This is a genomic window from Paenibacillus sp. FSL W8-0439 (assembly GCF_038008995.1).
GTDB lineage: Bacteria > Bacillota > Bacilli > Paenibacillales > Paenibacillaceae > Paenibacillus > Paenibacillus polymyxa.
Map to the genome: position 1 here is coordinate 5,772,933 of NZ_JBBPAK010000001.1, position 26,291 is coordinate 5,799,223.

General features: G+C 42.4%; 26 protein-coding genes. 7 read left to right on the top strand and 19 right to left on the bottom strand.

Going from position 1 to position 26,291, the window contains the following annotated elements; genetic code table 11:
* Positions 1-241: 241 nt before the first annotated feature.
* Positions 242-793, top strand: coding sequence for a DUF421 domain-containing protein (locus MKX36_RS24975; protein ID WP_031462526.1), 552 nt, complete (start codon positions 242-244; stop codon positions 791-793).
* A gap of 101 nt (positions 794-894) precedes the next feature.
* Here the strand turns inward: MKX36_RS24975 and MKX36_RS24980 are convergent, their stop codons facing one another.
* Positions 895-1,737 carry a helix-turn-helix transcriptional regulator gene (locus MKX36_RS24980; protein ID WP_340866030.1) on the bottom strand — a complete coding sequence of 281 codons (843 nt, stop codon included), beginning with the start codon at positions 1,735-1,737 and terminating at the stop codon, positions 895-897.
* A gap of 141 nt (positions 1,738-1,878) precedes the next feature.
* Here MKX36_RS24980 and MKX36_RS24985 point away from each other — a divergent pair, with 141 nt between their 5' ends.
* On the top strand, positions 1,879-2,481 hold the full coding sequence (locus tag MKX36_RS24985; RefSeq protein WP_017426008.1) for an isochorismatase family protein: 603 nt from the start codon (positions 1,879-1,881) through the stop codon (positions 2,479-2,481).
* Positions 2,482-2,719: 238 nt separating this feature from the next.
* Here MKX36_RS24985 and MKX36_RS24990 read toward each other — a convergent pair whose 3' ends face one another.
* Positions 2,720-2,893 carry a hypothetical protein gene (locus MKX36_RS24990; protein ID WP_249507027.1) on the bottom strand — a complete coding sequence of 58 codons (174 nt, stop codon included), beginning with the start codon at positions 2,891-2,893 and terminating at the stop codon, positions 2,720-2,722.
* Positions 2,894-3,877: 984 nt separating this feature from the next.
* Between MKX36_RS24990 and MKX36_RS24995 the strand changes: the two genes are divergently transcribed.
* Positions 3,878-4,063, top strand: coding sequence for a hypothetical protein (locus MKX36_RS24995; RefSeq protein WP_340866032.1), 186 nt, complete (start codon positions 3,878-3,880; stop codon positions 4,061-4,063).
* Between the two features lie 155 nt (positions 4,064-4,218).
* On the opposite strand, the gene MKX36_RS25000 is transcribed toward MKX36_RS24995, so the two are convergent.
* The 5 genes from MKX36_RS25000 to MKX36_RS25020 all read right to left on the bottom strand — a co-directional run bounded on the left by MKX36_RS25000 (position 4,219) and on the right by MKX36_RS25020 (position 9,708).
* A complete protein-coding gene (locus tag MKX36_RS25000) occupies positions 4,219-5,349 on the bottom strand; it encodes a protein kinase family protein (RefSeq protein ID WP_290409642.1) in 1,131 nt (376 codons plus the stop codon).
* A gap of 367 nt (positions 5,350-5,716) precedes the next feature.
* On the bottom strand, positions 5,717-6,859 hold the full coding sequence (locus MKX36_RS25005) for a hypothetical protein (protein ID WP_340866033.1): 1,143 nt from the start codon (positions 6,857-6,859) through the stop codon (positions 5,717-5,719).
* Positions 6,856-7,368, bottom strand: coding sequence for a DUF4365 domain-containing protein (locus tag MKX36_RS25010; RefSeq protein WP_249507031.1), 513 nt, complete (start codon positions 7,366-7,368; stop codon positions 6,856-6,858). The genes MKX36_RS25005 and MKX36_RS25010 overlap by 4 nt, the downstream gene beginning before the upstream one ends.
* A 319-nt stretch (positions 7,369-7,687) precedes the next feature.
* Positions 7,688-8,764, bottom strand: a complete 1,077-nt coding sequence (locus MKX36_RS25015; protein WP_290409640.1) for a hypothetical protein — start codon at positions 8,762-8,764, stop codon at positions 7,688-7,690.
* Between the two features lie 77 nt (positions 8,765-8,841).
* Entirely contained in the window at positions 8,842-9,708 is an 867-nt protein-coding gene (locus tag MKX36_RS25020) for a hypothetical protein (RefSeq protein ID WP_290409639.1), read from the bottom strand.
* A 1,045-nt stretch (positions 9,709-10,753) separates the two neighbouring features.
* Between MKX36_RS25020 and MKX36_RS25025 the strand changes: the two genes are divergently transcribed.
* Complete coding sequence (locus MKX36_RS25025) at positions 10,754-12,094, top strand: hypothetical protein (protein WP_340866036.1); 1,341 nt, start codon at positions 10,754-10,756, stop codon at positions 12,092-12,094.
* A 45-nt stretch (positions 12,095-12,139) separates the two neighbouring features.
* Here the strand turns inward: MKX36_RS25025 and rlmH are convergent, their stop codons facing one another.
* Entirely contained in the window at positions 12,140-12,619 is a 480-nt protein-coding gene (gene rlmH / locus MKX36_RS25030; RefSeq protein WP_044786744.1) for a 23S rRNA (pseudouridine(1915)-N(3))-methyltransferase RlmH, read from the bottom strand.
* Between the two features lie 315 nt (positions 12,620-12,934).
* Positions 12,935-13,633, bottom strand: a complete 699-nt coding sequence (locus tag MKX36_RS25035) for a DNA-binding protein (RefSeq protein ID WP_340866038.1) — start codon at positions 13,631-13,633, stop codon at positions 12,935-12,937.
* A 177-nt stretch (positions 13,634-13,810) separates the two neighbouring features.
* Here MKX36_RS25035 and MKX36_RS25040 point away from each other — a divergent pair, with 177 nt between their 5' ends.
* Positions 13,811-14,155, top strand: a complete 345-nt coding sequence (locus tag MKX36_RS25040) for a helix-turn-helix domain-containing protein (RefSeq protein WP_340866039.1) — start codon at positions 13,811-13,813, stop codon at positions 14,153-14,155.
* A gap of 80 nt (positions 14,156-14,235) precedes the next feature.
* Here the strand turns inward: MKX36_RS25040 and MKX36_RS25045 are convergent, their stop codons facing one another.
* The 4 genes from MKX36_RS25045 to MKX36_RS25060 all read right to left on the bottom strand — a co-directional run bounded on the left by MKX36_RS25045 (position 14,236) and on the right by MKX36_RS25060 (position 16,814).
* Complete coding sequence (locus MKX36_RS25045; RefSeq protein WP_290409636.1) at positions 14,236-14,724, bottom strand: DinB family protein; 489 nt, start codon at positions 14,722-14,724, stop codon at positions 14,236-14,238.
* Positions 14,725-14,752: 28 nt separating this feature from the next.
* Complete coding sequence (locus MKX36_RS25050) at positions 14,753-15,694, bottom strand: helix-turn-helix domain-containing protein (RefSeq protein ID WP_340866040.1); 942 nt, start codon at positions 15,692-15,694, stop codon at positions 14,753-14,755.
* Positions 15,695-15,776: 82 nt separating this feature from the next.
* Positions 15,777-15,944, bottom strand: coding sequence for a CxxH/CxxC protein (locus MKX36_RS25055; RefSeq protein ID WP_013373879.1), 168 nt, complete (start codon positions 15,942-15,944; stop codon positions 15,777-15,779).
* 105 nt (positions 15,945-16,049) lie between these two features.
* Positions 16,050-16,814, bottom strand: a complete 765-nt coding sequence (locus MKX36_RS25060; protein WP_340866041.1) for a class I SAM-dependent methyltransferase — start codon at positions 16,812-16,814, stop codon at positions 16,050-16,052.
* A gap of 233 nt (positions 16,815-17,047) precedes the next feature.
* Between MKX36_RS25060 and MKX36_RS25065 the strand changes: the two genes are divergently transcribed.
* Positions 17,048-18,769 (top strand): cellulase family glycosylhydrolase, encoded by a 1,722-nt coding sequence (locus MKX36_RS25065; RefSeq protein ID WP_340866042.1) that lies wholly within the window; start codon positions 17,048-17,050, stop codon positions 18,767-18,769.
* Between the two features lie 86 nt (positions 18,770-18,855).
* Here the strand turns inward: MKX36_RS25065 and MKX36_RS25070 are convergent, their stop codons facing one another.
* Positions 18,856-20,091, bottom strand: coding sequence for a S1C family serine protease (locus tag MKX36_RS25070; protein WP_102997369.1), 1,236 nt, complete (start codon positions 20,089-20,091; stop codon positions 18,856-18,858).
* Between the two features lie 503 nt (positions 20,092-20,594).
* Between MKX36_RS25070 and MKX36_RS25075 the strand changes: the two genes are divergently transcribed.
* Entirely contained in the window at positions 20,595-20,801 is a 207-nt protein-coding gene (locus MKX36_RS25075) for a hypothetical protein (RefSeq protein WP_013373883.1), read from the top strand.
* On the opposite strand, the gene MKX36_RS25080 is transcribed toward MKX36_RS25075, so the two are convergent.
* Genes MKX36_RS25080 through yycF form a run of 5 tightly spaced genes read right to left on the bottom strand, consistent with a single transcriptional unit; the run spans position 20,770 to position 26,260 of the window.
* Positions 20,770-21,576 (bottom strand): MBL fold metallo-hydrolase, encoded by an 807-nt coding sequence (locus MKX36_RS25080; RefSeq protein ID WP_340866044.1) that lies wholly within the window; start codon positions 21,574-21,576, stop codon positions 20,770-20,772. The two genes, MKX36_RS25075 and MKX36_RS25080, sit on opposite strands and share 32 nt — an antisense overlap.
* Positions 21,577-21,582: 6 nt before the next feature.
* A complete protein-coding gene (gene yycI, locus MKX36_RS25085) occupies positions 21,583-22,347 on the bottom strand; it encodes a two-component system regulatory protein YycI (protein ID WP_013373885.1) in 765 nt (254 codons plus the stop codon).
* Between the two features lie 21 nt (positions 22,348-22,368).
* Positions 22,369-23,706 (bottom strand): YycH family regulatory protein, encoded by a 1,338-nt coding sequence (locus MKX36_RS25090; protein ID WP_019689082.1) that lies wholly within the window; start codon positions 23,704-23,706, stop codon positions 22,369-22,371.
* Positions 23,703-25,532 (bottom strand): cell wall metabolism sensor histidine kinase WalK, encoded by a 1,830-nt coding sequence (gene walK, locus MKX36_RS25095; RefSeq protein WP_025366252.1) that lies wholly within the window; start codon positions 25,530-25,532, stop codon positions 23,703-23,705. The genes MKX36_RS25090 and walK overlap by 4 nt, the downstream gene beginning before the upstream one ends.
* Complete coding sequence (gene yycF / locus MKX36_RS25100; RefSeq protein ID WP_340866046.1) at positions 25,529-26,260, bottom strand: response regulator YycF; 732 nt, start codon at positions 26,258-26,260, stop codon at positions 25,529-25,531. The genes walK and yycF overlap by 4 nt, the downstream gene beginning before the upstream one ends.
* Positions 26,261-26,291: the final 31 nt, after the last annotated feature.

Genomic DNA, 26,291 nt, shown 5'->3' on the forward strand with positions numbered 1-26,291 from the left:
TATCCACAACTCACCCACTTGCATTTTTTTACAAATTGGAATCATACTAACATGACGATGTTCGTTCATTATTCCATCCCGCTAAAGAAAGGCCACCTGCCAAAATGGAAATAATTAGAGGTTTGGGGCTGGTCGCAGGGAGAATCATTACCATGATCCCGCTCATGTTGTTTGTCACTTTATTTATGGGGAGAAAAGCCATTGGGAACTTCCTGTTTTTGATTTTTTAGTTATTTTAATTTTGGGAGCTCTTGTTGGAGCAGATATAGCCGACCCTGATATTCGCCACATCCCAACAGCCTTCGCTATCGTTAGTATCGGGATCGTTCAAAAGATTTTCTCAGTTGGGGTACTTAAATTTCGTTGGTTCGGTAAATTGGTAACGTTCGAGCCTATCATCGTTATATCTAAAGGTAAGTTCATAGCTAAAAACATTAGAAAAACGAAATATTCCATAGATAACATCCTGCAAATGTTAAGAGAGGAAAAGATTTTTGATGTCACTCGCGTAGAAATTGCAGTCATTGAGGCAAATGGAAAATTGAGCATTCTCGAAAAGGCCAATCGTTCAAGCTCCTTCACCATATCTTATCCCATTGCTCGGGAGGGGAAAATCGAGAAACGAATCCTCCACGAACCTGGAATAAACGAACTTTGGGTTAATGCCCAATTAGCGGCACAGCAAATTCAAATCAATGAAGTCTTTCTAGCGACAGTTGACGATCTGCATCGTGTATCTATTACAAAATATATGGATAGCGATCTTACAAACTTGCCCCCTGTTCATCACTAGCCTAAGGAGAATTTCATTTATGGCTGTGGAGAACAAGGAGCTTGAAGTTAACCTGGTCATAACAAAATGGAATAACTTCAACGGACGTGGCAAATGCTGAATTATCGAGTAACCGCAGAAAGAAGTTTTCTCATTCTTTCAATTGTTGGGGTATCCAAAGGAATATTAACTGTGACCTGGAGGTCAACGGAGTCCATAGCCTGAAAGGAAAGATGACCAAAACGAAGGGAACCGACAACAGGATGATTAAGCAGCTTTTCACCTTCCGGCACATTTATAACTTGATGCAACGGCCACCATTCCCGGAACTCCTTACTTTGCTGGTGCAGGTCCTCAATAAACTCTCCCCACCAAGGATCCCCGACTGTATTTGCATAGTTGGCCCGAAACTGGGCTAACCGATGTTTGGCGTTCGCTTCCCAACTGTCACCCAGCATCCGCTTCGCATTATTCGTAGTGAATAGGCGCCATATCGAATTTCTATCTCTTGCCGACATTGCTTCGTAATCTCCAAAAACAAGAATCGCGGCCTGGTTCCAGGCTACGACATCCCACCTTGAATTTACCACAAAGGCAGGGCTTTCCCCCTGTCTGTCCAAAAAATCCTGCAGTAGCCGGCTTACCTTGTTCTGTGGCGCTTGATTACTCGGGGGTAAGTGTCCTGCAGCGAGCAAGAAGAGATGTTTTCGCTCAATGTCATTCATTCGCAGCGCACGGGACAAGCCATCAAGCACCTGGATGGATACCTGAATATCTCTCCCCTGCTCCAGCCATGTATACCAATCCACACTGATACCAGCGAGTATGGCAACCTCTGCCCTCCTAAGACCAGGTGTCCGCCGTCTTTCACCGGAAGGCAAACCTACCTGCTCCGGAGTCAGACGGGCCCGTCGGGTACGGAGGAATTCAGCTAATTCTCCGGTCTTTTCGCGTTCCTCCTGCATTTCATCTCATCCCTCCAGTATTTCTTTGTATTCTGGGAGTAACACTCCTAGGTTAATTCCTTCTCTCGTTATTCTATATCATCGATTATATACTGATGTAGTCATATTTAATTACAAGATAAGGTTAGGAGGAGATTCTATATGAACCAACTAAATGGCAATCATTTGAAGGGTGGGGAACGAGCACCGTTATTGGATTGGAACAAGACTTCTCTGGTCGTCATTGACCTCCAAAAATGGATTGGCAGTCAGTATGCTCCTTATTCTGCCGAGATGGTCATTGCAAATTCAGCTAAGCTGGCCAATCTTTTTCGTAACAAGGGGGCTTTTGTGAATCTTGTACACGTATCCAGTAAAGACTTCAAGGATATACCTTCTCCCAAGCTCGATATCACGGTACCTAGATTGAACCTGATAGAGGGCTGGGATGAATTTGTTCCCGAGCTCGGAGTGACCGAGACAGACCATATCATCTCCAAAAAACAATGGGGGGCTTTCCATGGAACAGACCTTGACCTGCAGCTGCGCCGCCGAAATATTGATACGATCGTTTTATGCGGTATATCCTCAGGTATCGGAGTCGATACAACCGCAAGAGAGGCATTTCAGCACGGCTATCAACTTATTTTTGCAATTGACGCCATGACCGGGTTCACCAAGGCCGAACATGAGCATGTACGGGATGTTATTTTTCCGAGGATTGGCCGGATTCGCACAACGGAAGAGATTCTAGAAGGGATTTAGGTTCGCTTTAAAAGGGAAACCCGATTGTGTCTAAAATCAAAAAACGTTTTTAAAAATATGGTTGGCTATGGCTAGCCATATTTTCTGCCATTTATTCACCAAGTTCACACCAACCTACTCCGTCACAGTATGAGGTCGAGTGTGAAGCGAAATTGCGTCATTTGTGATAAGGTTCACCTCATTGGTTGCTTCGGCAACCAAAAAAAGCTGCCGGTACAATACCACAGCTTTCCTTAGCTTAATCTTCTTTTTTAGGATCTAAACCTTTATTATTTCTTATTGCAAGTGACCTCAATTTAGCCACTACAACTGCATCAACTATTTTTTTAATGATTGCATCATTATTCAGATCTTTCTCTAGGTAAACATTGAGTTGTTTAGCCAATAATATTAAATTGTTTTTTGCTGACAATAAATCATTGCTTTTGAGGAATTCAATGGCACTTTGAGGAAGGCCCTACAAATTGCTGCCGACTTCTACAGAAAATATCCTGCCTTAATGGAGTACGTAGGAAGCAATGAGTACCTTTTCAGACACAGTAAAGTACAACTCAGTAAGGAAGCCAAGCCAATCAAAAAACTAGTCCCTACGGTTCAACGACAAATTACCAGCAAAGAAGGTCTTGAACCCCATACAGGGTCTGATTATGATTTCCATAAAGATGTCCCAGAATAAATCACAGTCGATATAGATTTCCCCTTTTCTCCACCTAACATTAAATAGACCGTTCCCGTCCGAGCTTGTTAATCATGGTTTGCCTCTCACCTGCCAGTTCGAATCAACTTTGTTTCAACGACTGTTCATCCTCATCAGACCAAGAGTTTGGCTTCTGCATTTCCTCCAACAAAAATATCAGCCAGCAGTAACAATGATATTGTACGCTGCTTGATTGTCATTAGTATTCAAAGCACTACCCCCTTACTCGCTATATATTAATAAAACGAGTAAGGGAAAAGATTACTCCTAAATTGGCCTTTTTGTTGAAATAGGTGAATTTAAGCGTTTTTTAAGTAGTCTTCTACTGCTTCTCTCCACTCAACTAATTGACCCGACAATTCTGTGTTCGATTCAACTTTACGAAATATTCCTTGATACTGTCTATATGTCTCATTCCACTTAGATTCATCATGATTAGAAAACCATTCTCATGTCACGCCACAAAATAAATATTCTAGGTAAGCTTCCTCAATTGAATAACCATATTCATTTTCAAAATTAAACCTTCTCTGGATTGAGGGCGAAAGCAGGTGAGGTGTGTCAATTAGTTGCTTTTCATCTCTTTCGTATGATTATTCCAACAATTGAAAATACTGGAGGTTCATTTGCTTAAGGAACGAATGGATGAATTAGCTGAGCTGGAAGTGGGGCTTTTGAAACGTAGCTGATATTGAGAACATGCTTAATAACAGGGAGTCCAATCCGATAAATCTGGCCCCTATTCGAGGAATGCTTGGGGAGTTTACACAGTTGTTCGATCAGATTGGTAATGAAAGGGAAAAACAATTAGTGGATGCGTTGATTAGGAAGGTGACGGTTACAAAGGATAAAAAGATTGCTAAAGTAGATTTAGAAATTAATTAAGAGCACAAAGCATATTCCTGAAAATACTATGTATCAGAAATATGCTTTACCCAGACCTACAGTGTAATCTTCAAATGAGTCGATAGATGTATGGACTAATCAAATCATTCACCCGTTCTATAGTAACAAAGGGTTGTTTGTAGATTAACTAAATCTTAGAATGGTAAGTCATCATCTATTAATGACTCTACGTTAATCTTTGCTAATCTTGTATATATATTATCCAAAACAATTTTTTGCTTATAAGGTACTAATCGCTGCATTAATTGGTAAAAATCAATTACCGATGAAACTTCAATATCATTTTTGGGGTTATATGAATATCTCCCGCTTATAAAGCATCTTATTAATTGACTATTATCCTGAACATGAGTTTCGAGAGAACTATGCCGTATAAGGATGGCTAATTTACTCAGTGTTGCATTGAGATCATTGACGGGTTCATATTTACCTATATGCTTAACTATATGAGATGAAAGAGAATCCGCAAATCTTTTATATACTGCTTTTTCTTTAGTAGTGAAATTTATTTCGCCTAGTACCCCTTTAGAAATATCTACGGAAATATCATTAAATGTCGCGTATCTTTCATTCGGATCTACTTTTATCATCTTATCAATTATGTGCTCAAATTTAAAATCAGTAGGTTCCTTACCAAGAACATTGCTAAAGAGCTTTCCAACAAAGTAAATTTCAGTTCGATGGTTGTATATTCTTTCTATAGCTGTTTCCTCTGGTAACTGAGATACAGGCCAATTTAAGAATACACTTTTTCCATCTTGCTCTTTGCTCTCCAGCTTTTTACCAAATCCAAAATCAATAACTTTAACATTCTCATCCTTATCGATCATAATATTCGCTGGTCGAATATCCCTATGCAAAATATTATTAGATTCCAGATACTCGAATGCCGATATTACCTCAGCAAAAATATCAGACCAATTTTTCCCCCAGTAACTTGGCTCAAAATCTGCAATTGTAACCCCATCTATAAACTCCATTTGAAGATATCCTAGTTTGTACTCAGGATACAAGTAATAATTATATACCCTAACTATGTTAGGATGAGATATTCTAAATAGTATTTTAATCTCTTCAACAAAACGCTGATAATTTTCTTCTATATAATTTGTATCCTTTGGGGAGTACTTTTTGAATGCAAAAAACATATCAGTGGTTTCATCCTCAAAAAGATGTGCATCTCCAGTTCCACCTGCTCCCAGAGGCCTAACATGCTTAAATTTCTTTTTTCTATCAAATTCAATTATGGTGCCTGTCTCAATCATTTTCCCACAACCATTCGATATACTTTTTTAATACACGGAAATTCCTCCAATGAGTTAGTAAAGGTTTTCAAAGCGCTACTTAACCCGCCGATATATTTCCTCGTAACCTGATTGCTAAAGCCAAAAATCATCGCCCCAATCCACCTCCTCTATTTACTTCACAAAAAGATTCCAACATACTCTAATTACCTTGACAGTCCCTTAGCAATTCGACTCTTGGCTCTCATTTGTCCCCATATTCAATATGTTAAAGCATTTATTCAAAAGATTTGAGACAGCGACGATGAGAAACACCTTCCGTTTATATAGTGGCACAACAGGTACATTTCATGTTCAGCAAATCAAGTAGTAAACCTGTAACGAATAATTAATCAAAATCCAGCTCGTTTTCAATTTTAACACTCGTTACATTAGACAATGTATACCCTTTAGACTCCTTAGTAAGAGTACCTACACAAGAAAACAAAGACCGATTGAAATGAGCAGTAACAGCCGTTTGGTAAAGTGTTGCAGGTAAATCAAAACTAATAATTCTATCCTTGTTCTCTATGTTAGTGATAATTGAAACCCTTCCTCCACGACTAGCATCTGTAGAGTCCAACTTTTTTACTATCCCTTTTAATTCAAACTCTTCGATAGGAGCAGTATAACGGAGATATTTCACATAGTCTTTTATTAACGAAAACGTACTCTTCTCGAATATAACTTTTCGCTGAGGAATCTCCCTTTGTAGTGGACGAATAGGGGCCCAAGACACACCTATTTCTAATTTTCCAACTTCATTCTCGGGCTGCATTAAAGTTAACGCCTCACAAAGATTCGCACTTACTCCAGTGCTTATTGTCTCTTCGATTCCAACCTCAGTTCCATTCGACAAGGCAGTTCTTAAATGATAAAGACTATTAAACAATGTAAATAAAACTCTTCTTTCAAAAATTTCATCCTGTTCGAACTCGGAGAAAATACTTCCTGCATAGCTGACAGCTTTTAAAGGAGACAAGACCGTGATTATATAGCTACCTCTTTCTGTTTGTCCCATACGACAACCATTCAAGTAATCTCTGGCCTCATTATAAGCCATTCTAGGAAAATACGATTTAGGTGTAATTGTCGAACAAGCTGCGGCTAATATTGTGTTTTCTACACCTTTGGTAAGAGAAGTTGCTTGAATAAGAGGCATTGTTCCACTGTACGTTTCATTTGAAGCTATCCTAAAACGGAGAACGTCTACTCCGCTTAAATTAATTTCATTAATAATTGATCCCATAGAACGATTTTCAATAACCTCTAATGATTTAAACAATTCGATCATGCGAACTTTATAATCTTTTAATACTTGGTTGTGCGGTAAAATCACCTCTACTTCTTCCTCATTCAATGAAGTAAATCTCCATATTGAACCATAATTGTGTTCATAATTATATACCTTTCTCCATCCCTTAGTTTGAAGGTACATTGAGATTTCTGAAGGCTTTAGAGTACTTATTAAATTTTTCCATTCAGTAATCATAGGTCTTGCCTCCGTGAAACCTTCTCCATAAGGTTTTGTAGGGAATTTACATCGAAAATTTGAGATCGAGGTATATCTACTGTAATATTAGAAGTGTTTTCTGTATCCTTTTTACCACATAACGACACCCAATAAGCACAACTACGCATTCTCATGTGATCTTCACTCTGTTCAATCCAGGTGCCTACTTCTTCTGGAACAAGCATTACAACAAGTATTCTTGGAACAAGAGTCCTACCTTTTAAATCCTCATAATTTTTAATAGGTAGGCTAAACTTCAAGAAATTGCTTTTTGGTTCTAACTTAGTAGCGGTGGCTTTTGCTTGTAACTCAATTCTCGGTGATCTCAAGAGCGCCCCATCACCGTAAGTCCCTGAACATGATATAATAACATCTACACTGTCATCGTCTACATCGGGTTTAGTACAACTAAACCCGGCAGCAGCAGCTACAGCTCGTATATATGCGATACTTAATTGTTCTTTCTTATGATTTAAAGTAAGAGGCATATTAGAGTGCCTCCTTATTTCTACATATCATAAAAAACATATGTTTAGCCCCTTTAAGCCCCATTAAAATACCTATAAAACTCTCTGTATCAATTTACTTCTTTATACCTGTATAAATAGGAAAGTATGACTATATATAAATATATTAGCATCACACATACCATTAATCTACAAAAATCAAGAAATAATTCCCAAAATAATTTTCACATCACGTTGCCGTTACTTATGGTACGGTTTAGCTTAACGGGGCTATTGGCGAAATGCGAAAAAAGGTCATCCTTTAGAGAATGGCCTTTCTTTGATGAAGTACCCTTGTGCTTTATTTCTTCTTAAAATACGTTTTGCCTAACTTTTTTAAATATTTCTCTAGATTCTCATCCTCAAGCGAGATCTTATCATCAAATTTTGTCTCATAATCAAACAGTCTAAGATTATATTTTCCATAAGGTATTTCCTTATTTGTTCTTCTTCTTCTACTCTTCTCTAACTTTACTTGGATTGGATTTTTTAGGAATTTAATTAGTTTGTCCGAAGTTATTTCGCCTTTAAGCTCAGGAAAGATGTTAAATTCATACTTCACCTTTTTTGTAACAGCTATAATCCCCGGCTTGTCTCTATTAATGAATTTGGAAAAGGCAGAGTAATCAATCACATACGTATTCTCTATCTTATCTGCCGAACCAACAGGTGGAGTTACAATTAGCATATTAATTATCCTATCAGGTACCCATGTTGAAGGAAGTTGAAGATTTGATCTAACTATTTGTAAGTTGTTCTTGTAGAATTCAGAAATTTCTTTAAGTTGAATATTGATTGCTTCTTCTTTCTTTCCGATAAGTTCATAGAATCCACGATGAGTTATAGGCTGTGAATACGCCTTACATTCGCATAAAAATAAGCATGTTCCAACTACAAATGCTACGTCGCACTGGAATGTCCTCTTAGTTCCATCGTCAGAAGGCCCTTTTGCGTTCAAACCAACCGCATTTATTCCTATTTCTTGTAGATCTTCAATAACCCTTTTCTCAAATCCATATCCCTTAAAATTCATATTTGAGTCTTTTTTCAAGAAGTGACACATTAATACCCTCGTAGAGTCCATAGATGCAATCAGCGAAGGTATTAATACAAACCCACTATTATTTTTAATTCTAATAAGAGGAGTATCAAACAAATCAGAATCGCTTTCTGAAAAAGTTAAATTTTTTATAATTTTATAAATGTTATTATGATTGATTCCACTGTTAATCAACTTATTTTTGAGTTCTTCATCACTTATATGAAAGCAGATGCTAGACAAGCGTAAATTATCTTTAATTATTTGTCTACTTTCTAAAAAGCTCCTACCCAATTGCTTTAAAATGGAAAAGGCCCTTATCCATTCTTTTATTGGCACCTCTAGTACAGTCTGATTAAGGTTATTTAGATAAAAATATTCCTGAAATGAATGATAAGTTATGATTTCATCTTTATTTATAATTCTTCTGGTGGCAACTTAATCGTATTATTATTTGTAGTGATTGCATCAAACTCCATGTGCTCTAATTCAATATTTATCTGTTGCCTTCTTGATTCGAATCTTCCCAGTGAAACGTGGTTTCGTAAAAAAGCCTCTTTGCCTTTTGGTTCAAAGGCTAAGTACTTATCTCTTTTTATTAGCTTACAGTCATGGTATTTCCAATAATCGACAAAGTCCTTTAGGACATTAATTTTATCATAAGCATCAAAGTGGTTTAGAGAACTTAAAACTAATGTTTCATCAATTATTAACTCCGTGTCTAATGAACGTTTTTTGGTTTTTTTATAGAACATTAGGTAATTCAAAATACTGCCAGAAATGTTTGAAAAATAATCGAACATTTTGCTGGTACTCATCTGCACTGAATCGTGTTTAAAAAAAGCATGTTCAAAATTTAGGTTAATAGATAGAGGTTGAATACCGCTTCTAAGTGTGGTTAACATAATCTCAAGTGCTATCAGGAATGACTCTACCTCAAACTCCCTTGATATCTTTTCTGCATCAATATACTCTTGGCTTTCATAGCATTCTCGAAATAATGAATTTATTACATTAGCTTGTTTCCTAAATTCATCCCAATCTTTCGTTACTTGTCTGTCTGGAAATTTTTTGATTATTTCTTCAACTTGGTTTACTAATTGCTCATATTTATGTTTTCCCGGGTAAGGATTAATTAGTAAACCTGTACTTTTCAATATTTTTATAGTTTTTTCGAGACTCTTAAGATTATGTCCATCACAGAGGTTAGAGATCATCTTAATGAATTCAGCACGATTGCTTAACAATGCTTCAAAATTTCTAAACTCTATAAATGTTTCCATGCTATCCCCCACCTTTATTCTATAGTTATAAAAAAATCCGATAATACCGCTCCGCCTCTGTTAAAACCAAATACGTGCTAATATGTACAAAAAAACATCCTGCCAAGTTCAATTTTCAATAAAATCCTAAGTGACTTTCACACGAGATTTCATCTTTATGTAGCTTAATTAGTTGGTTATATCCATGTCAGTTCAGAATTAAGAAAGGAAATAGTAGAAAAGAATAAACGCATACAAGCTCATTCTTCATTACAGTAATTCATTCTCTATCCTCCTAAAAGACCCAACTAACAAAATTTAACTTTAATCTAAGAACATTATACCAAAGGTATGACCTCGCACCTAGTTCAAAATTACTATAATCTCAAGTCCCAAGTTCCGTTGCTGTTATTTATGGTACGATTCACTGTATCTATTGATAGGATAAACTCGGATGATTCAGATACTTCCTTACAATAACATATGACTACGCGAATTCATTAACGTGCGTGTCTACTTCGTGTGTCTTAGGGCATGATGATGTGATATATCGATATCATCGCAAAATCCTCCGGGTTTTCTGAGGAAGAAATGAAACAATCTTGAATTTATACAATAGTTGTAAATCCAGTGATGAAATAACCGGTATGCTTAAAGAATAAATAAACTAGCTGTCTCAAATACTATGAAAATGTTGCCGATAATCGAAATATGGTTATCGGCAACATTTTCATATAAAACTAATGACAGTCAACAGGAGGGAATTATTATTTTTAAGTGGTTGCATGAAAAAATATTATCATTTAATGGTTTTTTTGCTTTTAATTCCATGAATATTATGTTAGTTGTATTGACTCATAAATACCCGATTTTCACTCTGCTTATGATAATATCTACAAGCTACTCAATATATGCTGCGTTTATATTGAGTTGGAGAGTTTTCAAGTCGATAAAGGGATTGAAAGACCTAAAGTATTTTTATATTAACTCTTACTTTAATGATTTGCTTCACAGGAAGAGTATTATACATAATGCCATTAAATTGTTGATCGGGTGTTTTTTATTAGTGTCCACATTATTAGTTGGGGTAGAAGTGATATTTAATCATCCATCCATACTCAACGATAATGATGTTACGCTACCATTTCTCTTCTTGGTTGCATTTGCGTTCATACTAATAATTAGGTTAAGCCATTCAAAAGTCAGTCCTGTGTTAATGATATTGGTTTCGACATTCTTTGGTCTAATGATTCTAATAATCTCCTTCATGGTACTGCTATTAATTATTACTTCGCTACTTGCCTTTTCAATGAAGTTTCTTGAAACAGGAACCCCGCCTTCGTTTACTAGTGCGGAATTTCAGGGCTTTATTGATAATTTAATTCACGTAGGAGTAGGCTTTATTTTCATTGCGTCGGATAGATCATATTTTTTATCGAACTTGCTCGTCTCAATTTTTATTCAGGTACTTATTATCGGTATTACACCGCCATATTTTTTTAAACGATCAAAAAATGCATTTACTTTCGTGAATTACATTTTTAATGCGTTGATACTATTGCTATTATTTGTATCACAAGATGTATCAAACAGCATTAATACATTTGTTATAGGATTTGATGCAAAAGGTTTTGAAGAATTTCTCAATCTAACAAATAGCAATACGTTTAAAGAGTTGTTTGATAAGTTTATTAACGTGACTCTGATGCCATATATCATAGGTTCATTTATAGGATTACTTCTACTGGATCGCAAAGAAGAAGCCTTACAGAAAAAAGCCAGAAACAGTTATTTAACTGCTTTGCATCTTCATAATATTGAAAATGTAGAAGATATTGTTGTTTTTCTAAAAAAATCCGTATACTATGGTGGAGAAAGCTACGAGTTACTTATCAGAAGTAATAATGATTTTATTGCGTACAACAACTCATTGTTAACTGATGAATCCGTTAGTACTTCGTGGGGGCATCGCGTGACTAAATTTATTGGCACCGCTTTTAATCGTCTTCTTTCTGCATTGCAGATAATTATCTATTTCTCAAAATCGATTCCATCAAGAATTTCAAAATTACCGATTGTACTACAGCAGTTTGCTGATAATTACAACTTGCGAACCCAAATGATTATTCTAAGTATTGCTTTTAGCGGGTTCGCTTTGTTTGCACTGCTGGACTTTATTTCAATAAATCGTGAAATTAATACAATGTTTAGATTACTGAAAATATTATTTAACTCACTATCAATAGCCTTTCCCACACTGTTTTTAATTGCTACTGCTAGCTATTTATATTATCGCAAAAGACTTCATATAGCAGTATTCTACTTTATCGCTAGTGTGTTTTTAATAACGGTTCTTACTTTTGACTATTTCCTAATAAAAATACTCATAGGGAGTCTCAAACTATAATTTATATTCACCGTATCTATCGATAGGCACAAATTTGCGTTGCCGTTATTTATGATAAGGTTCCCCTCGATTAATCTTCACCGCCCGATAAATCTGTTCCACCAGCACCAATCGCATCAGCTGATGTGGCAAGGTCATCCGTCCGAAGCTCAGCTTCTGCTGGGCACGGCGGAGAACTTCGTCAGAGAGACCATGACTGCCGCCAATAACGAAGATAACATGGCTTGTACCGTAGGTGCCGAGCTTGTCCAATTCCTCTGCGAGTTCTTCCGAGCTCCAGAGTTTGCCGTCGATGGCAAGTACAATCACGTGTGCTTCACTTTTCACATGAGCAAGGATACGCTCGCCCTCTCGCTCCTTAACCTGTCGAACCTCCGCCTCACTCAGTGTGTCAGGAGCCTTTTCATCCGCTACCTCGATCATTTGGAACTTGATGTATGGCCCTAGCCGTTTAGCGTATTCCTGAATGCCCATGACCAAATACTTCTCTTTTAACTTCCCCACACCTATAAGCTGAATAAACAAATTCCATACCCCTATCTATGTCGAATGATAATGTAAAATCGTATTTACGATCCCTAACTTAAAAACATACCTGTATCATAGTTATTTTAGCACCTGAAACGTCTCTTACCTATCTATTTCCTCTCCGTTACAAGCCTATTCCCTGTTCAGATCATAGCGGATCATTCATTTAGGCCTCATCACAATGGAATGCTTTCAGTTCCGTATTCATCAAGACACTGCATTACTATCTGTCGATATTCGCTGATTTGCTCCGCTGTCGCTGACTCGCGTAATGATTCGAACAATGCTGTACATTTCTTAAATTGACCATCGTTACCCGACTGATCTGCTAGTTGCATAGCCTTGCAAAGCAAGCCTCACTGCATCCTGTAATCTGCCGAACCTCCGATAGTACAAAGCCAAATGATAGCAGTAGCTATAATAGTAAGATATGTTCTCTGCGTCTTCATAACTCTCAAATTCATCAATCTGCTCTGCAAACGTATGTAAGATATCTGCCACATCCAAATGATACATAAGCGCTGCCTGTAATATGGTATTTAGCCCCGGTAATATTTCCTCTAGATTATCCTGCAAAAAGGCTACATATTCCTCGATCAGCTCTATATTTCCAGATAAAATATCTACTGCATATAAATTGGTCTTGGCTAAAAACCTGAATTCCTCGACAACCTGATTGTCTTCTTCCTCTAAATCCTCCATCCACCCTAGCTCAGCATACTTATAGATGCACTCCCTTGCCTGCTCATATGCACCCTGATTCTGGTGAGCCATTCCGCACATCAGGTGACTGAGCCCAAAATAATATACCAACGGACGTTCTAGATTCACATGCGGGATGGGTAATTTCATTGCTTTATGATACTGCCGTTCTTCGTAGATACGCTGGACACGGCTATATAAAATGCCAGATGTAGTCTTTACCTGAGTCCAATTTTCGAAGGAATAAGCCATTTTTAACAGTTGTACGATCACATCTGGTTTGAGTGATTTAAGAATGTCCTCCTGCAAAAATATTACCTCCTCTAGTATATCCTCTTTATCGATTTAGAGTTGCCAACCACTCGTGAGGAGTGACTAAACAGACTAATTATACTACTTAAAAAGCGCAATATAAACCATTTTTACTATATATTTTGACCTGACTTTTACACTTCATCTTCCATAAGCTTATTATGAGGTGGTAATATGGCTGAATTACGCAAGCAAATCGGTACAAGAATCCGAGCTATTCGAAATGCAAAGGGACTTACACAGCAACAACTAGCTGACATCGCAAGCTTGGACTATAGATATATTGGTGCATTAGAAAGAGGAGAGAGAAACTTTTCGATTGATACCCTGGAGAAAGTGCTAACCGCCTTAAACGTGTCTATCAGTGAGTTGATGTTTTCCGAAGAACATATGACTACAGACGAAATGATTCGGCAAGAAGCGATAGATGAGTTTGTTGCGCTCACCAGCAGATTAAATAAAGAACAAATCGGGATTCTTAGACGTGTTAGTAAAGAAATTTCACGCGCGTTCGACTAAGCCATTCCACCCTGAAAAGTCTTAAATAAAACCAAAAAGAGCACCCCACAGGTGCCCTCAAACCTTTTTATATAAAAAACTTAAGCATATAACATAAAAAAGCTCACTTCATGTCCCAGTTGCTTCAAATAATTATAGATCTGGGAACGGTGATGGAACACATGGGTCACAGTCTCAATCTGCCATTGAACCTGTAGATGCCCATGCTCCATATAAAAGGCCTTCGTCGAACGATTCAGATAATCGTCTTCGCTAAGCGAAAGAATGTAAGCCTTATATGCCTCAAAATTCTCCCTAAAAGTCTCAGCCAAGCGCTCGGGATCTTCCACTCCGGACAGGCTATTTTCAATCTCTCCTACTTCTACCTCGGACTTCTCCTGCATAATCGCAAGATCCGAAGCTGGAATAAGCACAAAGTGGTGCACTAACTCCAGCAGCGAACGGAAATTGTCCTGTGGACGAAAGCTCCAATCCTCTGGACGTATTTTACGAATCAAGGCTTCCCCCGTCCGTACCCCGGTCTCCAGCTCATTCAGCAGATGATCGCGAACTTGCAGCGTTCCACTCATATCCTCATCTCTCCTTTGCCATTCTCCTTCATATTTTGAGTATAGCCGAGGGTTCCGAACGTGTATTGTAAAAATCGGACAACTTCCGAAAGTCCTTAGCCGCAGTAAGCGGGGAAGCTCCATAAAATCTGCGAAAATCACGGATTAGATGCGCTTGGTCAAAAAAGTTATGCTTCAATGCCAACTCCATCGAATCGACAGAATCACCATTCTGAATACTGTGTAGAACGCTCTGGAAGCGGACGACTTCACTGAACTTTTTGGGGCTGATTCCGATCCATTGTCCGAACTTACGATTGATCTGTCTTTCACTGATCGCCTCGCGCTCGGCAAGCTCCTTAACCCCCACACTCCCGCCGTTCACAAAGATGCGATGCAGCAGATTTTTCATCAGGTCACAATCGCTTGTCCTACGACGCAGTAGAAGCTGGTTGAGATACTGATCCATTATGCGCACCCGTTCATTAAAGTCTCGTGCCTCCAAAATGCGCTCACCTATGATCTCGACATTCTCGGGCCATATCTCTTCCAAGCGATAATTACCGCCTGTAAACAAATGAGTCGGCATGCAGTGAAAATAGTGTGCTCCACCGGGAAAAAATCGCACTGCAAAAATACGTGTTTCGGACCCTGCTTGTCTGGTAGACACGAACGGATTCGTAAATGTCCCACAGTATGAGAGTTCCTGACGCTTACTCACCGGGTCGTATTCTAATAGAATATCCGTACAACCATCAGGTAATACCCGGTCCACTGCCTCTTCTTCCTCCAGCCAGCCTAATGAAGCTTCGCCTCTATCCGATACTGCCATATTCCGTTCAGAAACTTCTCTAGTAGCCGGACCCGACTCCCAATAGCAGGCTACGTAAGCTCTCAGCGCAGCAGACGGCTTTTGTTCAATATAATATGTATAGGGATCACTTCCATTGACTTGAAGCGGACGAAACAGTGAATGCAGCAAAGGGTCCATCCAACGTTCACTCCTGTCTCAGTACGTGGTGGGGATATATACAAAAAGGACGTTTCTGCCCGAAACGCCCGTGCTTGTTTTTTTAGACGACCAAAAACTCTGCTTTTTTCTCACATTCCTTGCACTTCACTGGAGGGTCCCAATCCGAAAATTTCGTTTCTTTGAGATCGACGACATCCGGTGCATCCTCGTATTCATCGACGAACATATCAATTGCCAGTTCCACATGCTCTTTACATACCACGTACATTCCAGTTGCATCCCTTTCCGTTTGAAGCTCTTCCTGTTGTAGGTGTGTCAAAACCGCCTTCTTTTGTTCTACCACACTTGACGCGGAAAGGAAAGGGCTTGCCCACTATCCCTGACGTTTGGTCTTAAAAATGAGGAAATTACTGACGTTCAGGTCTTCACGGAAATGGGGATATTTCTCAAGCATATCAGCAGACGGCTTCGGTTCGATCATCCCTTCCAACAACAAACCCGACTCCACAATGGCCTGTACATAGCTGCCTAGCGTACGGTGAAAATACAAAAGCTTTTCCTCCTGATCATAAGGAATCGCTTGCTCCAAAGGGCCTTCGTTGAAATATTGATCTACTTTCCAATACAGCTTTTTCCCTGTCTCATCCTTCACCCACCCACTCTGCGGCGTCAGGAAACATGGATGCAGAATAGAAAAAATAAAGCGGCCTCCTAAAACTAATAATCGCCGCATTTCGGCAATCGCCTGCTCATAATGAGCCAAGTCCTGTATGACCATATTGGACACGATCAGATCAAAGCTCTGGTCCCCGAACATCTCCAGCTTCTCCAGATTGCCATGGTGATATGTAATTCCCAACGCTGATGGTGTTCGCTCTTTGGCTAGCCTCAGCATCTCTGTCGAGTAATCGACAGCCTCCACCAAAGCACCCGCCCTGGCCATTTTCCGGCTCAGATAACCTTCGCCACAGCCGGCATCCAGCACCTTTTTGCCTGCGATCAGTCCCATACACTCTTGCAAAGCAGGATTTAGCAGCACTTCACGAGACCGATCCCCTTCTTCAGTGTACTTAGCAGTAAAATTTTCTGCATGCATATTCCAGCGTCGAATGGCCTCTTCGGTGTTCCATGTCCCCATATTTAGCTCCATCTCCCTTCCGTACTCAGTAGCCCTTTGCGAATCCATCTTTCGCGTAGGGTCATAGATTCTACACTCATTTCTGTATTTTTTCAATAATAACGCTTACAATTGTAAAATAACTAATTCACACATGATTTTTACTTGAATTATGCAGGTATTCCATATTGCATTAGTATGATAGTGTTTTATTAGAAAGCGCTTTCAAAAATAACTTTGTAAAGGGGCCTGTTATGTTAAAACGAAGACCCATTTCATTGCTGTCGTTGACGCTTGCCATCACCCTATTGTTATCCACGTTCGCATCCGTTGCCGCTGCTGCTGAAACGGACGGACAAGCACAGCCAGCTGCTGCCACAAGCAATATGCAGTCATATGTGGAAGCCATGCAGCCTGGATGGAATTTAGGAAATTCGCTGGATGCTGTCGGGACAGATGAGACCGCCTGGGGCAATCCGCGCATTACCCAAGCTTTGATCCAGCAAATTGCTGCCCAAGGGTACAAAAGTATTCGGATTCCCGTCACCTGGGATAAGCATATTGGAGCCGCACCCCATTATACCGTTGAATCTGCTTACATGAACCGTGTGGAAGAGGTTGTTCGCTGGGCACTGGATGCCAATTTGTACGTCATGATCAATGTCCATCATGATTCATGGACGTGGGTAAGCAGTATGGAGCCCAAGCATGATGAAGTGTTAGCACGCTATAACGCATTATGGACACAAATTGCCGACCGCTTTAAAAATCAGCCTCACAAGCTGATGTTCGAGAGCATTAACGAGCCCCGCTTTTCTGAAGGGGGAACAACGGATGAAGCGAAAATGAATCAGATGCTTCATGAGCTAAATGTATCCTTCCACAAAATCGTTCGCGCCTCCGGTGGTAAGAATGCCACGCGTCCCCTTGTTCTGCCTGGATTAGATACTTCACCTGCTCAGGCCAAAATCAACGAACTGTATAACACGATAACCAAGCTGAACGATCCCAACCTGATTGCAACCGTTCACTATTATGGCTTTTGGCCTTTCAGTGTAAACATTGCCGGGAATATAACATTTGATAAAGCGGCCCAAAACGATATTGTTCAAACCTTTGATAATGTCTATAACACCTTTGTAGCCAAGGGAATCCCGGTTATTGTCGGTGAATATGGCCTGCTCGGTTTTGATAAACATACAGGTGTTATTGAACAGGGTGAAAAGCTGAAGTTTTTTGAATTTTTGACTCATTACATGAAAGAGAAGAAAGTAACAGGCATGCTCTGGGATAACGGCCAGCATTTGAATCGGAGCACTTACAAGTGGTCTGATCCTGAACTCTTTAATGTCATTAAGGCCAGCCTGAAAGGACGTTCCTCCAATGCAGCTAGTGATCTCATTCACTTGAAGAAAGGCTCTCCTGTTCAGGATACCAAGGTCACTTTAAACCTGAATGGCAACCAGTTGAAATCGCTCAATGCCAACAGCAAGCAGCTGAAACAGGGCACCGACTATACGCTGAGTGGAGATACATTAACCTTCAAAGCCAGCTTGCTCACCAGCCTAATTACTTCCGGTAAACATGGTGAGAATGCCGTTATTAACACCAAGTTTAATAAGGGGGCAGATTGGAATTTTAGAGTCGTCGTGTATGATACACCGAAATTAAGTGCCGTCGAAGGGACTACACAAGCTTTTACCATTCCAACAGACTTCCGTGGTAGCCAGCTTGCGACGATGGAAGCCGTGTATACGAATGGAGGCAATGCCGGTCCACAGGATTGGACACCTTATAAAGAGTTTGGCAATACTTTTGCCCCTGCCTATGATACGAATGGCATCAAGCTGCTGCCTGAATTTTTCAACAGTGTGAAGGATGGTGAAGTCACGTTGAAGTTCCACTTCTGGAGCGGAAATGTAGTGACATACAAAATCACCAAGAGCGGAACCCGCGTGACGGGTACGACATCTTAATCCAAGGTACTGCAGAAATCAAAAAAAGGCGTTCCCGGAAATAAGCCGGAGAGCGCCTTCTTTATAGTTAAGTCTATCATTCAACCTTAGCCTTCCGGCTTATCTGTTAATTTTAACGTCACTGACTCTTCCTTGCCTGCCCGGTAAAAGGTAACTTTAAGCTCATCGCCAATCTTCTTGTTATCATACAGGTAGCGACGCAAATCAAGCGTAGAGTTAATCGGTTCGCTATCAAACGCTGTAATGACATCGTTCAGCTTCAAGCCGCCCTCCTTGGCAGGACCATGGGCCTCCAGAACAACGGCTCCATCCTTGACGCTGTCAGGCAGCTTGAGTTCCTTGCGCTGAGTTTCATCCAAAGGTGCATATTCATTATTGAGGTCCACCGTGTACACCCCCAGATAAGGGCGGGTAATCTTGCCATCCTCAACCAGTTCATTCACCGTCTTCATTACCTCATTAGCAGGAATGGCGAAGCCCAGTCCTTCAACACCTGTATCGGCGATTTTCATCGTATTGATGCCAATCACCCGTCCGTCCAGATCGACCAGCGCTCCGCCACTGTTTCCTTCATTAATCGCCGCATCAGTCTGAATCACATGCTGTTCCCAGTCATATACACCATCCTGATTAATGGAGATCGGAATGATGCGATTCGTATAGCTCACAATGCCGGAGGTCAGGGTGTCTCCCAATCCGAGCGGGTTGCCAATCGCAATGACCGTCTCGCCCAGACGAAGTTTGCTGGAGTCCCCGATATCCGCCACTGTGCTAATGCCTTTATCATCAACGGCCAGTACAGCGATATCACTAATGCGATCCTTTCCGACCAGCTTCGCCTCTTTTCTGACACCGTCTACGGTTACAATATCCAGATCATCCGATCCTTCAATGACATGGTTGTTTGTCATAATAAAGGCTTTGCCTGAGCTCACACGGAAAATGACGCCCGATCCAAGCGCGGATTGTTCCGTACTTTTACCGTCTTCCCCCTTCAGGTTTACGATGCTGACGACGGCTGGGCGTACCTTGGCTGCCGCCTGCACAATCCGATCATACGGATCGCCCGCTGCTTGCCGCAAGGGATAATGACTTGCTCCGGTTACCGCTGTAGTGGAGGGCAGACCTGTAACAAAGCTGAACAGCAGCACGGAAACCACTGCACTCACCGCACCGCTAATGACAGCAGCCTGCACCGGACTTACCCGACGATTCCTGTGCGGCCAACGTCCTCGTCCTCCGCGACGCGCCTTAAATGCCGTTTTTTTAGCCGCACGTGTGGACACCTTCGTTGAATAAAAATCATCATCAAACAAGCCCATGCTAATCCTCTCCCCTTCGTTGTCATGCACCGACACTCACTAAAAAATTAGGGCTATTCGGGCTTGCGCCAACCTATGCTACAGAGAACCTGCTCCGTTGAACATCTCAAATGGATTGAATATCCCCTACCATCGGAATTCAGCAACTAATCGTTCCGGTCTACTTATTAATCACCACAAATGGAACCTTCCTAAGCAACCAAATCTCATAAATTAGCATACACGCCGAATCTGACCCCGAATAGAGGAAAAAAGAGGAATGATTTCCAAACCAATGGACTACAATAGTAACAAGTCTTCTATTCTATTACAAAATGATCGTCTCATAGAGACGTTCTGGCTTGTTCCCGTCCGCTTAAAGCAGCCTATACTTTCGATGAGAGCCTTCCTTCAGAAAGCTTTCTGTTGTTAGCTTTATTGTATCACAGCACTTGGCAAAACCACAGGCAGAACCAAGCTTATTGCGCGCCATTTTAAAAATATTTTTACAGGAGGAATATAGGATGAATTCCCATCGTTCCGCTATGGATGAAGTTCGCATGGCAGCCAAGCTTGCGGATTTGAAAGACGAGCACTACCGTAATACACTGGCGCTAAGTACATTGATTGAGCTACTGGTGGACAAAGGCATAGTGACCCGTGAAGAGGTCGAGCGCAAAGCCGCCGAGTTGGACAGCTTTATGGCTCACTTACCTTATCCCAAGGTGTAGGACGATCATAATACGTATCACACAATCGAAACTCACTATCCTTGTAAAAACAGCCGCGGTCTTCCATTGCCCCGCGTACGGTCAGCTTCGCAAGCTCCATCATATTGTGGTCGCGGCTCAAATGTGCCAGATACGTCCGCTTTGTCCGTCCGGTCAACAGCTCGCTAAGAATCGCACCTGCCATCTCATTGGATAAGTGGCCGATATCACTGAGTATACGGCGCTTGAGGTTCCAAGGATAGCGGCCCATACGCAGCATTTCTACATCATGGTTAGCCTCTAGCACCAATACATCTGCATCTGATATCGCTTGTTTTACCTTATCGCTGACATAGCCGAGATCGGTCGCTACGCTAAGCTTCTCTGCCCCATCATAAAAGCTGTATCCTACGGGCTCAGCCGCATCATGGGAGATGCCAAAAGACTCTACACGCAATGACTCAAATTCCCGTGTCGCGCCTGTCTCCAATATTCTGCGGTTATCATCCGCGATTTGCCCAACAGCGTTGCTGATGGCAAACCATGTCTTCTCGTTAGCATATATAGGTAAATTATATTTACGCGCCATGGCGCCTAGTCCTTTAACATGATCGGAATGCTCATGCGTGACCAAAATACCATCCAACTCTTCTCCGCTCAGATCGCGTTCTTTCAGCAATTCGTCAATACGCTTTGCGCTGAGACCTGCATCGATGAGCAATGTCGTGTCTTCGTTCCGTACAACGGTAGCGTTGCCGGTCGAACCGCTCGACAGCACGGTAAAAGAAATCCCCATATCTGTTCAAGACCCTTCTGTATGTTCTGTCTTTGGACTAATGACATCTCCGTTCATCTGTACATAATACACGCCTTTTCCGTTGTCCAGCATAAACCGCCACACCGGAGCAGCCACCTGGCTATCGGAGTTAAAGGTCTGTCCGTAATATCCGAGCCGGATATCCTTCACTACGGAGTCACGCGGCAAATAGCCATCGATCAGCCTCGCCAAGGCTTTGGACGCAGGCAGCATTTTCTTTGCCTCATCCGAGGGCTGGAGCTCCACTTGAATTTTGCGATACCCTGTAATCTTCTGATTGCTGTAAAACAGAGCCAGCTTCACATTAAAGAGCGGCCACTTGCCCTGTACCAACGGATGCAGTACAAAAGCATCTGCCTGTCCGGATACAAGCTCCTCCTGGACATCCAGCGGATCATACTGATAGCTATCGATATCCTTGATTTGCGGCTCCAATGCCTCCACTAGCGCATCATGAGTGAATACCAGCTTGCTGTCCACTGGTCTCAGCAGCTGCACAAGTTCATCTTTCTCTCCACTATGGACATAGGTGTAAGACAGCTTGGGCAGCTGCGGGGTATCTCCGGGAATCGGAGCCAGCACCTGAATGCTTTTCTCTTCCATTAAACGCTGCGTGTTTTCATCCAGTGAAGTAAAATCCAGATTCGGCCCGGCCGTTTCCTGTGCATCATGCCACAGTTGATAACCCAATACCACATTGAGCAGCAAAAATGTACAGATCAGTACGTTTTTAGCGCGGCTCCAATCCATTCCCGTTCCCCCTTCCTATTATCACTTTGTCTCTTGGTCTGACTTTTTTAATGTTGTATTGGATGCTGTCGTTACAGGAACAGCATGAATCTCTGCAACAGAACCGTCGCTGAACGTAACACGCCACTCTGGGATGAGCTTCAATCCGTCATTGATCAGCTCTGGCTGATATACAGGAGTCAGATCTCTAATCGACTTGCCGTCGCCTACCGTTTGCAGTTGCTTCTCCAAGGTCTCACCGCCTGGGAGCATCACTTTCTTCGAGGATTGCTCCCCACCCTTGAGATACAGCAACGAACGATCATAGACAGATGCCGTTTCCTGCTGGATTTGCAAGGAGATCGTACCAAATCGGAACGATGGCGTATCCAGCACCGGATAAGCGCCATAATACTGCTGGAACATCACACTCGTGCGATTTTCATCGCTGCTTCTCAATTTCATCTGATACGCAGCATCCCAACCGCCATGCTGATTTACAAAATCAACTGCGGCCAACACGTCCCTAATTGGGCTGCTTCCATCCGCTCCCGGTGCACTAGGATCGGTATAGCTCATCCAACGTTGATCCTGCTTGATCTGTAAGCTACGCTTGCTATCTGTATAAATCTGGGAACCGTCTTTTTCCTGAATATTGCGCGTAATGCCCGGATCGAAAAATAAATTCCGCTGCATCTGTTCTGTCGTAAACAACCCGGCATATACCACAGGCTGTACAGTCTCCAGGTCATCCACGGGAATGTAATACTGATTATTCACCAGCTTGTACAACGGGGCGTTTTTCCCAAAATTCACATGCTGCCGAATGTCTTCTACCGTCATATCGAACTGGTTCGCCTCATACACCACATCGCCTCTGGCACTAAAAAAGAGCGCGTGCGGCTTGGCATTCTTTTCGTCGATATAGATCCAGATGCGGTTAATCGTCTCCCCCTGAAATACTGAATCCGGCGTCAGACGCATGACTCGTTCCAGTAATGAAACCGGAACCCCGCCGGAAAATGATAATTCGATCCCCTCATTCTCACTGCGAATCCGTGCCCAGTCCGCTGACTGGATACTCCGGCGTTGGAAATTGTTAAAGCTTCGGCTTTCCAGCCGTGTATAAATCAAATCGTAAAAAGTAACCCCCGGATAAAAAACGGTATGTTTCTTCTCACCTTGATGAATTAGCATCCTATCAGGGAATACAAGGTTCTCAATCTTTTTCTCCTGCCCCATGCTTTCAGTTTTGACATAGTTCGTTTCTGAAGTGAGTACAGAATCACTGCCCGGAAGACGGTAGATCAAAAAATAAGTCTGAACCAGGCTGGAAGCTACCAGCAAAACAAGCGTCCAGGACTTCAAACGTTCCTTCACTGTGCTTCCCTCCCTTCACCCGACATAGGCAGCGTAAAGGTTGTACAAGTTCCCTGACCATATTCAGACTCCAGGAAAATCTGACCTCCATGGGCCTTTACAATTTCCCGGGCAATCGACAACCCCAGTCCTGTGCCACCCATATTGCGCGATCTCGCTTTGTCCACACGATAAAACCGTTCAAAAATTCGGTCCAAATCTTTTTTGGGAATACCAATTCCGGTATCCTGCACCGAAATAGCCAGCATTCCCTCATGGTTGCGGCGAGCCTCGATCCGAATACTTCCACCTTCCGGCGTATATTTCAACGCATTGGACATCAGATTGTCCAGCACCTGATCAATCTGATCACGGTCGATCACGACCTTGCCAATCCCCTGCTCTACGAACATCCCTGAGCGAATGTGTTTTTGCTTCATTTGAAAGGAAAACCGATCCGCGACCTCGTCCAGCATCTCCATCACGTCGGCAGGCTGCATCCGCAGAGGCGCCTCATTGGAATCGAGCCGCGACAGATGCAGCAAATCCGTAACCAGCCGGATCATACGTTCCGTCTCGTTACGGATGACACCTACAAAACGCTCTGCGAGCTGCGGCTCAGCCATCGCGCCATCATCCAGCGCTTCAGCGTAGCTGCGGATCGTCGTCAGCGGTGTGCGCAGCTCATGAGATACATTAGCGACGAATTCCCGCCGCGTCGTCTCCATCTCCTCCTGCTCCGTCACGTCCTGAAGCACAGCAATCGTGCCCGTAATGCCAAATTCCCGCCGATGAATGGGTGTAAAGGTCACGCGGATGACGATGGGTTCATCCTGACCGGCCGGCTCCAGCTGCAAGAGCGTAGAAGCGGACGATCCGCTGTACAGGGCCTCGGTTTCCTCCGGGTCGATCCCCAGCAGTACCGCGATATGTCTACCGGTCATTTCATTCTCATTCACGCCCAGCATGGCGCTGGCCCGGCGGTTGACCAGAATGACCCGGCCATGATCGTCGGTAGCGACCACACCGTCGCTCATATTGGTCAAGATGGAGGAGAGCTTTTCCTTCTCCTCCTCATTCTGCGACAGAGCCTCACGTAGACGTCCTGTCATATAGTTAAAGGCCACGCTCAGCCTGCCGATTTCATCTTCGCCAAACACTGGCATCTGCTGGTCAAACTTGCCCTCAGCGACCTCCGTCGCATGCCGTGTCATCACTTTGATTGGATGCGTAATCGTGTGGGCCAACACCACGCCCAGCACAGCCGTCAACGCGAGCGCAATCAGCATACCTGAGAGAAACACATTGTTAATGCGTTTCATCGTATCGTACAGCTCAGCCATGGAAGCAGCGATGTACACAGCACCGACGATTTTGCCTTGGCTGATGACAGGCTTGGCGACGACCTTCTTGCGGACGTTATCTTCGTCCACCATATATTCCTCGTTATCACGGATTCCTTGGAGTGCGCGGCTAACCACTGTCTGCGTATTTTTACGTCCGACATAGTCAGCATGAGAGCCTTGAGAAGTAATCAGTACTTTGCCACTGGCATCCAGCACCTGAATTTCCGCGCCGCTGAAATCAAACAAGTTATTCACGCGTGCACGCAGACTTTCGACGCTATCTTCCTCCATTTTGCCATCACTGCCACTCAGATCCTGCTCCGCCAGCACGGACAGCATCTCCGCCCGTGCTTGCAAATCCTGCGTAAAATTACTCGTCAACGAGTTCTTCATCGAGCTGACAAAATAGACTCCAATCAACTGCATGGCCACCAAGATTAGCAGCACATAGATAATAATCAGCTTGGCATGAATGGTACGAAAGAAGGACAGCCATCTCATGCCCGCAGGCCACCTTTGCCCCCGCTAACGATATATCCAAGGCCACGCCGTGTCAGGATCGTCTCCGGCTTGCTCGGGTTCTCCTCAATCTTCTCGCGCAGTCTCCGGATCGTCACGTCTACCGTCCGCACATCCCCGTAGTACTCAAATCCCCATACCGCTTGAAGCAAATGCTCGCGAGTCATGACCTTGCCTGCATTTTTCGCCATATAGTACAGGAGCTCATACTCGCGGTGCGTCAGGTCAAGTGGAATTCCGTTTTTATAGGCTGTATACATATCCGCATCAAAAAAGAGATCGCCTACGCGCAGCCCCTGCTTATCCTCCTGTGGGCGGCTTTCCGGCGTGCCTGCTACGCCGCGTTGCTGTCTACGCATCTGTGCCTTTACCCGTGCCAGCAATTCGCGTGTGCTGAACGGCTTCGTCACATAATCGTCCGCACCCAGCTCCAGCCCTAGCACTTTGTCGATTTCCCCATCCTTCGCAGTCAGCATAATAATTGGCGTCTGAAGCTGATGTCCGCGAACCTCGCGGCATACGTCCATACCGTCCATGCCCGGCAGCATCAGGTCCAGCAAAATCAGGTCTGGCTGTTGCTTAACCGCGATATCCACCGCACTGATTCCATCAAAGGCGCAAATGACCTCGTAGCCCTCTTTTTCCAAATTAAATTTCAAAATATCAGCGATAGGTTGTTCATCATCCACTACTAGAATCGTCCCTTGCATACAGCGTTCACCTCTTCTCACGGATCATCAT

Excerpts from the sequence above, each read along its gene's own strand:
- MKX36_RS24980 (WP_340866030.1), bottom strand. The coding sequence starts at position 1,737 with ATGCAGGAGGAACGCGAAAAGACCGGAGAATTAGCTGAATTCCTCCGT.
- MKX36_RS24985 (WP_017426008.1), top strand. The coding sequence starts at position 1,879 with ATGAACCAACTAAATGGCAATCATTTGAAGGGTGGGGAACGAGCACCG.
- MKX36_RS24995 (WP_340866032.1), top strand. The coding sequence starts at position 3,878 with ATGCTTAATAACAGGGAGTCCAATCCGATAAATCTGGCCCCTATTCGA.
- MKX36_RS25000 (WP_290409642.1), bottom strand. The coding sequence starts at position 5,349 with ATGATTGAGACAGGCACCATAATTGAATTTGATAGAAAAAAGAAATTT.
- MKX36_RS25005 (WP_340866033.1), bottom strand. The coding sequence starts at position 6,859 with ATGATTACTGAATGGAAAAATTTAATAAGTACTCTAAAGCCTTCAGAA.
- MKX36_RS25010 (WP_249507031.1), bottom strand. The coding sequence starts at position 7,368 with ATGCCTCTTACTTTAAATCATAAGAAAGAACAATTAAGTATCGCATAT.
- MKX36_RS25020 (WP_290409639.1), bottom strand. The coding sequence starts at position 9,708 with ATGGAAACATTTATAGAGTTTAGAAATTTTGAAGCATTGTTAAGCAAT.
- MKX36_RS25040 (WP_340866039.1), top strand. The coding sequence starts at position 13,811 with ATGGCTGAATTACGCAAGCAAATCGGTACAAGAATCCGAGCTATTCGA.
- MKX36_RS25045 (WP_290409636.1), bottom strand. The coding sequence starts at position 14,724 with ATGAGTGGAACGCTGCAAGTTCGCGATCATCTGCTGAATGAGCTGGAG.
- MKX36_RS25050 (WP_340866040.1), bottom strand. The coding sequence starts at position 15,694 with ATGGACCCTTTGCTGCATTCACTGTTTCGTCCGCTTCAAGTCAATGGA.
- MKX36_RS25055 (WP_013373879.1), bottom strand. The coding sequence starts at position 15,944 with ATGTACGTGGTATGTAAAGAGCATGTGGAACTGGCAATTGATATGTTC.
- MKX36_RS25060 (WP_340866041.1), bottom strand. The coding sequence starts at position 16,814 with ATGGGGACATGGAACACCGAAGAGGCCATTCGACGCTGGAATATGCAT.
- MKX36_RS25065 (WP_340866042.1), top strand. The coding sequence starts at position 17,048 with ATGTTAAAACGAAGACCCATTTCATTGCTGTCGTTGACGCTTGCCATC.
- MKX36_RS25070 (WP_102997369.1), bottom strand. The coding sequence starts at position 20,091 with ATGGGCTTGTTTGATGATGATTTTTATTCAACGAAGGTGTCCACACGT.
- MKX36_RS25075 (WP_013373883.1), top strand. The coding sequence starts at position 20,595 with ATGAATTCCCATCGTTCCGCTATGGATGAAGTTCGCATGGCAGCCAAG.
- MKX36_RS25080 (WP_340866044.1), bottom strand. The coding sequence starts at position 21,576 with ATGGGGATTTCTTTTACCGTGCTGTCGAGCGGTTCGACCGGCAACGCT.
- yycI (WP_013373885.1), bottom strand. The coding sequence starts at position 22,347 with ATGGATTGGAGCCGCGCTAAAAACGTACTGATCTGTACATTTTTGCTG.
- walK (WP_025366252.1), bottom strand. The coding sequence starts at position 25,532 with ATGAGATGGCTGTCCTTCTTTCGTACCATTCATGCCAAGCTGATTATT.
- yycF (WP_340866046.1), bottom strand. The coding sequence starts at position 26,260 with ATGCAAGGGACGATTCTAGTAGTGGATGATGAACAACCTATCGCTGAT.